The organism is Liquorilactobacillus mali, from assembly GCF_001437155.1.
GTDB lineage: Bacteria > Bacillota > Bacilli > Lactobacillales > Lactobacillaceae > Liquorilactobacillus > Liquorilactobacillus mali_A.
Window position 1 is genome coordinate 7213 of record NZ_JQAR01000039.1, and the last position, 7657, is coordinate 14869.

Below are 7657 nucleotides of genomic sequence, written 5' to 3' on the forward strand. Positions count from 1 at the left end.
TCGGATGGTAAATTGTTAAGGGGATATCAAGTTATTTCAGGAGTAACTTATCATTTTAGCGAAACAACAGGTGTATTGGTAAGTTAAGAATTATAAGAAACTGAAAGAAAACAATATGATTATTAATTATTTAATTGAAGTTTAGTATTTTTTTATGACAAAGGGAAGCCTAGTAGCACGTTGGTTGATATGGGAACCAGTTCCAACTTATGAGGGTAATACTAATTTTGATTTAACTGGTGATAGAATATAGTTTATCTATGTATAAAAAGGGGCTGTGCCATAGGTCCCTTTTCTGTTCCAAATGTATCATGCTTACCCCCAAAATGGATAATTACCCTATTTTTTATTTTTTAATAAATAATTCAAAAGTGTGAAGAGTAAAGAAAACGTTTTATAGCCATCAATACCCATGAAATGACCGTTTTCCTTTTTTCGATAATAATCAGCATTTAATTTCTGTGCAAGATTATCAGTTAATTTGGTAGGGACAATGTAATCATTAGCTGAAGAAATAACAATTATATTTTCTTTGGTTATTTTTTTTATCACATTAAAATCAATTTTTTCTTCAAAGAATTCATTTGGTGAGGACATACTATCTCTTTTTTGGTAAAACCCTGAAACTAATATTATTCCTCCTATTTTAAGATTTGGAGATTGACGAAATAATCTACTCAAATATAATAGCGTAGTTAATCCACCCAAACTATGTGTAACCAAATAGGTATTTTCGTCTAATAGTGAAAGTTGCTTTTCCAAAGCTAATAACCAAGAATTTACTCTTGGCTTTTGTGGGTCTGGTAATTTTACAGTTTTTACTTGCTGATTAGGTGGACAATTTAATTTAGAGGAAAGCCATGGAAACCAATGGTCATCTGGAGTTGATCCAAAACCTGGTATTATATAAATTTGCCTATCTGTCATCTGTTTTTACCTACCTTTTAATTATTTATAAATGACTTCTTTTATTTAGTTTTGTACTTTTTTAAAATGGGTTCAACTAATTCTTTTTCTGCTTTACTTGGCATGGTTAAACCTCCTCGGTGTCTACAAATTCTACAGAGTCATCAATGTTTGATAACCATATTGACTTAAGATTTAAAAATCCCTGTTCATTATTTTTTATTCCAACTCATCTGATACTCTAATTCTTGTACATCAGTATCTGTATTCTGGGAACTAATTGAGAAGTCATTTTTCTTATAAAAGTCTACTGCCGTCTTATTCTTAGCATAAACTGATAAATTTAATTCGGTATTTTCGTTCTTTACCCTATTTAATAGATTTGTTCCCAATCCTTTATTTTGCCAAACATTTTGTACAAAAGTTCCAGTAATATACCTTTTTGTTAATCCTAAAAAGGCCACAATCTGACTGTCTTTATGGTAAGCATATATTTTTGCCTTAGGCAATTCTCCTTTAACATATTCATAATTATTTATCCAATGTTTTTTAGGTATAAAATTGTGGACTTCAATATTACTTTGTAACCAAATAGCTAGTATTTGATCCAGTTCTTGAGGTTTAATATCTTTCAGCACAGTAATCAAGCGTATCACGTCTCCAATTCTTTTTTAATATTAATGTTATTACCTTACGTCACTTGTCTTTTTATTCTTTTAGCTTTTTTCATTTTTTGGTCTCTTAATTTTTGAAAGTTAATTCAACAATCATAGTTGACTCGAGCCTTATTTTTACAGCACTAGAAGGACTTAACTAATCCTTTCTCGACTAAAATCGATTGTCTAGTCATGTAGGAATTTGTCTCCGAAACCAGAAAAGTAGCTACATTAACTAGCCTTATATTACAATTGACAGTATGCTTTTACTAGTTATTATATTTGGATCGTGAATAAAAATATTTTTTTCACTGTACTATCTGGATTAAAGACGTAGGCTTATTTTTATATCGTATGACATCACTAACTCATAGGAGCATCGCTTTACTGACTTGAGATATAGTGTAATTGTGGTAACCTTCTTTAAAATTATGAAGTAAGGTATCTTGAACCTCTTTATAAACATTAGAACCTTTGATGAGCAAGATAATTTACTGCATAATTTAAGTTTTTTCCTTTGTTTTATCAAAGCAATCATGTTATTATTTATGTAAGGAAAAAGTAAGGAGACGATATTGTGAGTACAGATAATGTAACTAAAGTTAGTTCGAAAATCACAAGTAAAAATCAGATTACAATTCCTAAAACAGTACGTGAGCTGCTAAATGTTCATTCTACTGATACGATTGAGTGGCAGATTGAACCGAATGGCAAGGTAATGATTGTGCGCAGTAAACCTGATTTATGGCAACTTGTTGATGAACAAGGAAAAAAGTTCGGAAATCTCAGTACAACAGAAATTGATTGGGGTAAAGACGTAGAAAGTGATGATTTTGATTAATGAATTTAAAACAAGGAGCTATTCTATGGATTAATTTAGATCCATCTAAGGGAACCGAAACCAAGAAAAAACGACCGTGTTTAGTTGTGAGCAACGATCACTATAATCGCTATTTTAATACGGTGTTAATTGTACCAATCAGTACTTCTGAAAAGTATCGCACCCTGGAAAAGTATGTTAAATCTCCACTATTTATTAGGATAGATACAGGAGAAATTCACGGAACAGCTTTATTACAGCATATTCGTGCTGTTGATCCAACAAAACGATCAGACGGAGAAGTTGTGGCTACTTTGTCTCAGCAAGAAATTAGTTCAATTAGAACAAAAATTCAGCAATTTTTCTAAAAACAGGCATCATTTAATAATAAAAGCACTAGCCCCCAATATCTATAATTGAGATATTGGGGGCTATTATTTCAACATTTTCGAGAGGTTACTTGTACCTTAAACACGTATTACTTGCATGAACTGTGTTATTTGACATGAAAGTTGAAACAGATAGAGAAAAAATAAAAACGACTATGGATATCTGCAATGCACGAATAGTATTTTTCAATTTTATTCACTCCTAATTTTTTAGTTTGATAATAAGTTTGTAAATGATATATATGACAAATAGTAATATCAATAAACTTACTAGGGCAGTGATGATTGAAATGTTCATTTGTTGATTCCTCCTATTTAGATTAATTATATGTTTTGCAACGCTGTCGTTAATAACTTTTCTCCTAATTCGTGAATATCACTTTTCCCATTATCAAAACACCATGTCAACATTACACCTCGAATAATAGTTTCAAATTCCTTAAAGATTAGATCTTTATCAAACATTGTTTTATTTGCTCGGTTGGTTATAATTTTTTGAATTTCATTTGAGAATTCCCTTTTTTTTAAGTGATTCCCAGGCTTTCTCATATTAGTTTGCAAATTTGCTGAAAAAGCTATTGTAGTTACTTCAACACCAACAGATTGGGCAAAATCAAATTCTAATAACCCAATCTTCACAAGTAGTTCTTTTAAGGTTAGACTACATTGACTAATTTCTTTAATATGAATATTCATAAAATTATTTAATCCTTCATAATAAATAGCACTAATGAGATCTTCTTTCGATTTAAAGTGAACATAAAATGTTCCCACAGCAACATTTGCTTGCTTAACAATATCAGTAATCTTGGTGTTTTCAACACCGTTACGATTAAAAAGTTCAATTGATGCTTCGAAAAGATTCTCCCGTGTCTGAACTTTTTGCTCACATCTTTTTAGCATTATTAAATCCTCCTTTGACAAATATAGCATCTTACTATATAGTGAATGTATTCACCGAATTGGTTCGGTTAATCATTAAATAATATAACACGTTGGGGAGTGAACACTTTGTTTTTCTTTAGTTTAACGTACAAAGAACCTATATCTGAAGTTGAAAAATATCTGAATGAACATAATCAATATTTAGATAAATTTTATAAAAATGGAAATTTTGTTTTTTCAGGAAGGAAGATTCCTCGAATTGGAGGAGTTATCCTCTGTAAGGCAAAAGATCTACAAGCCGCTGAAGATATTTACCATAATGATCCTTTTTACAAAAATGGAATAGCTGAATATAATGTTATTGAGTTTCAACCAACTAAATCTAATGTTGTATTTAAAAAGATTATTGCCAACAATTAATTCAAAATAAGAAAGCTAATTTTATTTGCTTTCTTATTTTTTATCATGTTCAATCTTTTTATCGGCTAATACCTGTTTTTCGGTGAAACCTAGTGGTAACTCTTTAACCTTGTCCCTCGCACGCCATTTCTCTTGATCTGTTAGTTCACCATCATGTTGGATATTCAAAAGTTTCTGTTTTTCATCTTGAAATTTTCCTTGCAGAAAATCATTTACACTTTCTTCTAATATTCATAAAAGGATAAACTATAGCGACTTATTCTTCAACCTTAATTTCATTAGTTTTAATTTATTACATACAGTCAACAGTTCGTTCCAACGACTATAATACACGTAAATCCATTTTTATTTGGTTAAAGATTGGAGAACTTCTTAATTCGATAAATTTGTGATCTCGAAGTCCCTATTGTTCTAGCAATCTGTGCAATCGGCACTGGTGGATTTTGCTGTAGCATTTGCACTACTTGGTGATACAGATAGCGTTTACGACGATCAGGTGAATCTGGTGCATACAAACGGACGGCACCTTTATAAGCACCACGTTGTTTAGCCAACTCAATCCCCTGCCGCTGCCGTTCACGAATTTTGCGTCGTTCTTCTTCAGCCGTATATTTATAGATCTCCAACACTAGGTTAGATAATAAAGCTTTCAGGTTTTGGTCTTCGACACCTGCAAAACTTGGGAGATCCAAAATATTTAGCACGGCGCCTTTATGGCGGACTTCTTCAATAATTTCCGTCAAATCTTGTGAACTTCGCCCTAAGCGGTCCAAACTCAAAACAACAATCTCATCTTGATCATGAATATATTCCAGCATAGCTTTTAATTGAGGCCGATCTACATTCTTCCCCGAAATTTTTTCAGCAAAGATCTTTTGCATACCAGCTTTTTTGAGTGCCTCTAATTGACGATCTAAGTTCTGTTCAGTGGTACTCACCCGCGCATATCCGACCTTCACTTCTGAGCTCCTCCTTGGTACACTCATAAAGTACAAAAAAATCTGATAAATTTCAACAACATTCATTATTTCTTTAAATTCCATTCCAGGTTACTTTTCATCAGATACTAACGCATTCTCCATTAATAAAGTATACACATCATTTTCAATAAATTTATCAAGCATTCGAACATTGGTAAAAGTGTCCAAATGTTCAATATACCGTTCCTGTAAAGATGATTCTTTAATACCTTCCTTATCCGCAGGCTTAAGAGTTCTAATAATTCTGTTAAATACATTCTGGATAACTAGTTTAATCTCTTCAGTAGTATGGCAATTAAAAAAAGGGACCCTTCTCTTTTTTTACCCACCTTATTTGCTAAACATGGCCTAGAACTCACCCTCAGCACTTATTAAGCTTAAGCTTTACTATTAATCATTGGAAAAATACTTTAGTAGTATTCTATTTTATTTAGAGTATTATGATAACCATACTTATCTATTTCATATGAGTTGGTCATTGTAAAGTGTTAAAAGGTGTAGAGGGATTTTTGTGTCCAATTCGGTAATGGACATGTACGTTATATAAATAAGTTGTTATAATATCCTTTCGACCCTCGGAGGACAATGAAATTATGACTAACTTACTACTCGACCCCTGCATGCTGTCATTCTTGAACTTTGAGTACGGCTTAGTTTTAGTAATGGCCCAGCTATTACTAGAGCGCATGTAAATCAAAAAGAAAAGGACTAGAGTGTACGGCTCTAGTCCTTTTTGATTTGGAGATTACTCAGTCTGATGTAGTTTTCAACTTTTAACTACAAAATTACTTTGAAAACAAGAAAAGTTACTTTGCAAGCCCCCATTTGATACTTTTTGACAAATAGTGATCTTCAATACACACGATAACAATAAAATTACAAATAACTCGCTACGTATGTAGAATACGTCTTTTAAAAATAAATGTAAAGCATACCACTCCTAGTTTACATAACGTTTCATATTGAGTGTAAAACAACACCAATAGTCCCCCTAAATAGAGGTTACAAATATCGTACCCTGTGTTAGTGAATTAAGTTTCTGAATATTATTTTATTGACTAACTCACGAATAGATGCTGAATAAGCAGTATCATTTAGATTCATTGAAAAACTTACTAATTCAAAATAAAATTGATAGTCTTAATTTCAAAGGTAATAATGACCTATAGCAAAAAAATCTGATGGAATTTTCCGTAAAAATATAGAAATCAAAGTAATTTATTAATAATATTGCAACGCAGTCATTCGTTCTTAATCTAAGCAAAAAGGGCATGCAAAATTATAATTATGTCATATCCTGCAAAAATTAAAAATGCAATGCCTATAATACTTAATATATCCTATAATCGTTTGTCTTTGTTTTATTTTACTTATTCCAAAGCCTAATAAAATAACTCCTAAAACTATGGCGAACATTAATATGTATAATCCCATAATTGTCTCCTCCTACTGTACTTTCCAAGATCACTCGTAAATATATTTCTTCTCTTTTTTGTCCAATAAATGTGGGGAATAAAAAACCAAATTAATTTCAAGAATATTTTTATCAATATTCCTAAATATATGATAGCAGGAATTATTATGTTTATTCCAGTACTCAAAATAAATACCTCTGTAAAAATCAATATATTATCTCTTTTCTTAGAGGTGTTATTAGGAATAATTCTCTATTTTGTCAGTCTCTTAGTCTTAAAACCAACAAATTTAAAAGAAATTAAAAAATTCCTTAATGAGTTTACAAAAAATTTGCTAAATAGCACAAAGAGAATCATCTTATTTTGAGTATTAGCAACAACTGCAATCGCTACAATTTTAATTATTTTTTGAATGAATCAATGTATTCTCTTCCACTGTTTGTATCTCTCACTATATATTTTTCTATTGTGTAGTACTTTTACTCACAAAAGTAATTATCAGCGTAAAATATCTATTGAATTACGCTTAGACGCTTGTGTTGCTGGTAATAAGCCAAAAAATATACCAACTGTTGAAGAAACTCCAAAAGCAAGCAAGAAGTTACCAAATGTGACGATTGCATGAATGTGGTAAGGGATAAAGAAGGATATCAAAGATGAAAGCCCCCAGCCAATTAAAAAACCAATAATTCCACCACTGACAGTAGGGATAATTGATTCAAGTAACATTCCTGTCAACAATCTGAAATAATGCCTTACGTTGACTGGTTGAATGATACTTGAGTTAGAAAAATGTTATTATTTAGATCTTTTGTTTTTTATCCTTCTTTGATAAATACTGTATATCTTAAAAAAATGTCCATTATCTACGTTATTTTTCCCCCTCAAAGTTTTCATACCAAATAATTTATCTTTGTCAATTATACTTATTATTGCTTTTCATAATATTATTAGTTAACATTATTTTTATATTAAATTGGAAAAAAGATGTCTTATGGAAGTTGTATAAGTACTACCTGAACAAGTTTCATGACAATTGCCATTTACTTCGCAATAAAATCTATAGCTAACAATCACTTGAAAAAGGGGAAAACATTGATAATTGAAACTGATAGATTAAACTTAATACCATTGACAGTAGGACAGTACCGTCATTGGATAAACAATATCTCAATTTTAGAAAAAG

8 protein-coding genes and 1 pseudogene are annotated in these 7657 nt (G+C 30.9%); 3 read left to right on the forward strand and 6 right to left on the reverse strand.

The genetic code is table 11. From position 1 onward, the window contains the following. Window positions 1-339: 339 nt before the first annotated feature. Together IV36_RS11165 and IV36_RS11170 are read right to left on the reverse strand one after the other, a co-directional pair. Complete coding sequence (locus IV36_RS11165; RefSeq protein WP_056992536.1) at window positions 340-927, reverse strand: RBBP9/YdeN family alpha/beta hydrolase; 588 nt, start codon at window positions 925-927, stop codon at window positions 340-342. A 191-nt stretch (window positions 928-1118) separates the two neighbouring features. Beyond that, window positions 1119-1562 (reverse strand): GNAT family N-acetyltransferase, encoded by a 444-nt coding sequence (locus tag IV36_RS11170; protein ID WP_235810324.1) that lies wholly within the window; start codon window positions 1560-1562, stop codon window positions 1119-1121. 577 nt (window positions 1563-2139) lie between these two features. Here IV36_RS11170 and IV36_RS11175 point away from each other — a divergent pair. Next, window positions 2140-2403 carry an AbrB/MazE/SpoVT family DNA-binding domain-containing protein gene (locus tag IV36_RS11175; protein ID WP_056992540.1) on the forward strand — a complete coding sequence of 88 codons (264 nt, stop codon included), beginning with the start codon at window positions 2140-2142 and terminating at the stop codon, window positions 2401-2403. After that, window positions 2403-2750, forward strand: coding sequence for a type II toxin-antitoxin system PemK/MazF family toxin (locus tag IV36_RS11180; protein WP_056992542.1), 348 nt, complete (start codon window positions 2403-2405; stop codon window positions 2748-2750). The genes IV36_RS11175 and IV36_RS11180 overlap by 1 nt, the downstream gene beginning before the upstream one ends. 345 nt (window positions 2751-3095) lie before the next feature. On the opposite strand, the gene IV36_RS11185 is transcribed toward IV36_RS11180, so the two are convergent. Continuing rightward, on the reverse strand, window positions 3096-3674 hold the full coding sequence (locus IV36_RS11185; protein WP_056992544.1) for a TetR/AcrR family transcriptional regulator: 579 nt from the start codon (window positions 3672-3674) through the stop codon (window positions 3096-3098). 108 nt (window positions 3675-3782) lie between these two features. Between IV36_RS11185 and IV36_RS11190 the strand changes: the two genes are divergently transcribed. Next, a complete protein-coding gene (locus IV36_RS11190; RefSeq protein ID WP_056992545.1) occupies window positions 3783-4076 on the forward strand; it encodes a YciI family protein in 294 nt (97 codons plus the stop codon). Between the two features lie 36 nt (window positions 4077-4112). Here the strand turns inward: IV36_RS11190 and IV36_RS11995 are convergent. From IV36_RS11995 to IV36_RS11205, 3 genes and pseudogenes are all read right to left on the reverse strand, one after another. Then, a pseudogene (locus IV36_RS11995) lies at window positions 4113-4301 on the reverse strand (replication initiation protein); the annotation flags it as partial. 128 nt (window positions 4302-4429) lie between these two features. After that, entirely contained in the window at window positions 4430-5035 is a 606-nt protein-coding gene (locus IV36_RS11195) for a recombinase family protein (RefSeq protein WP_056992551.1), read from the reverse strand. Window positions 5036-6969: 1934 nt separating this feature from the next. After that, window positions 6970-7200, reverse strand: coding sequence for an ABC transporter permease (locus tag IV36_RS11205; protein ID WP_235810325.1), 231 nt, complete (start codon window positions 7198-7200; stop codon window positions 6970-6972). Window positions 7201-7657: the final 457 nt, after the last annotated feature.

What these genes read in the sequence shown, in the direction of transcription:
- IV36_RS11165 (WP_056992536.1), bottom strand. Translation starts at nt 927, where the DNA reads ATGACAGATAGGCAAATTTATATAATACCAGGTTTTGGATCAACTCCA.
- IV36_RS11180 (WP_056992542.1), top strand. Translation starts at nt 2,403, where the DNA reads ATGAATTTAAAACAAGGAGCTATTCTATGGATTAATTTAGATCCATCT.
- IV36_RS11185 (WP_056992544.1), bottom strand. Translation starts at nt 3,674, where the DNA reads ATGCTAAAAAGATGTGAGCAAAAAGTTCAGACACGGGAGAATCTTTTC.
- IV36_RS11205 (WP_235810325.1), bottom strand. Translation starts at nt 7,200, where the DNA reads ATGTTACTTGAATCAATTATCCCTACTGTCAGTGGTGGAATTATTGGT.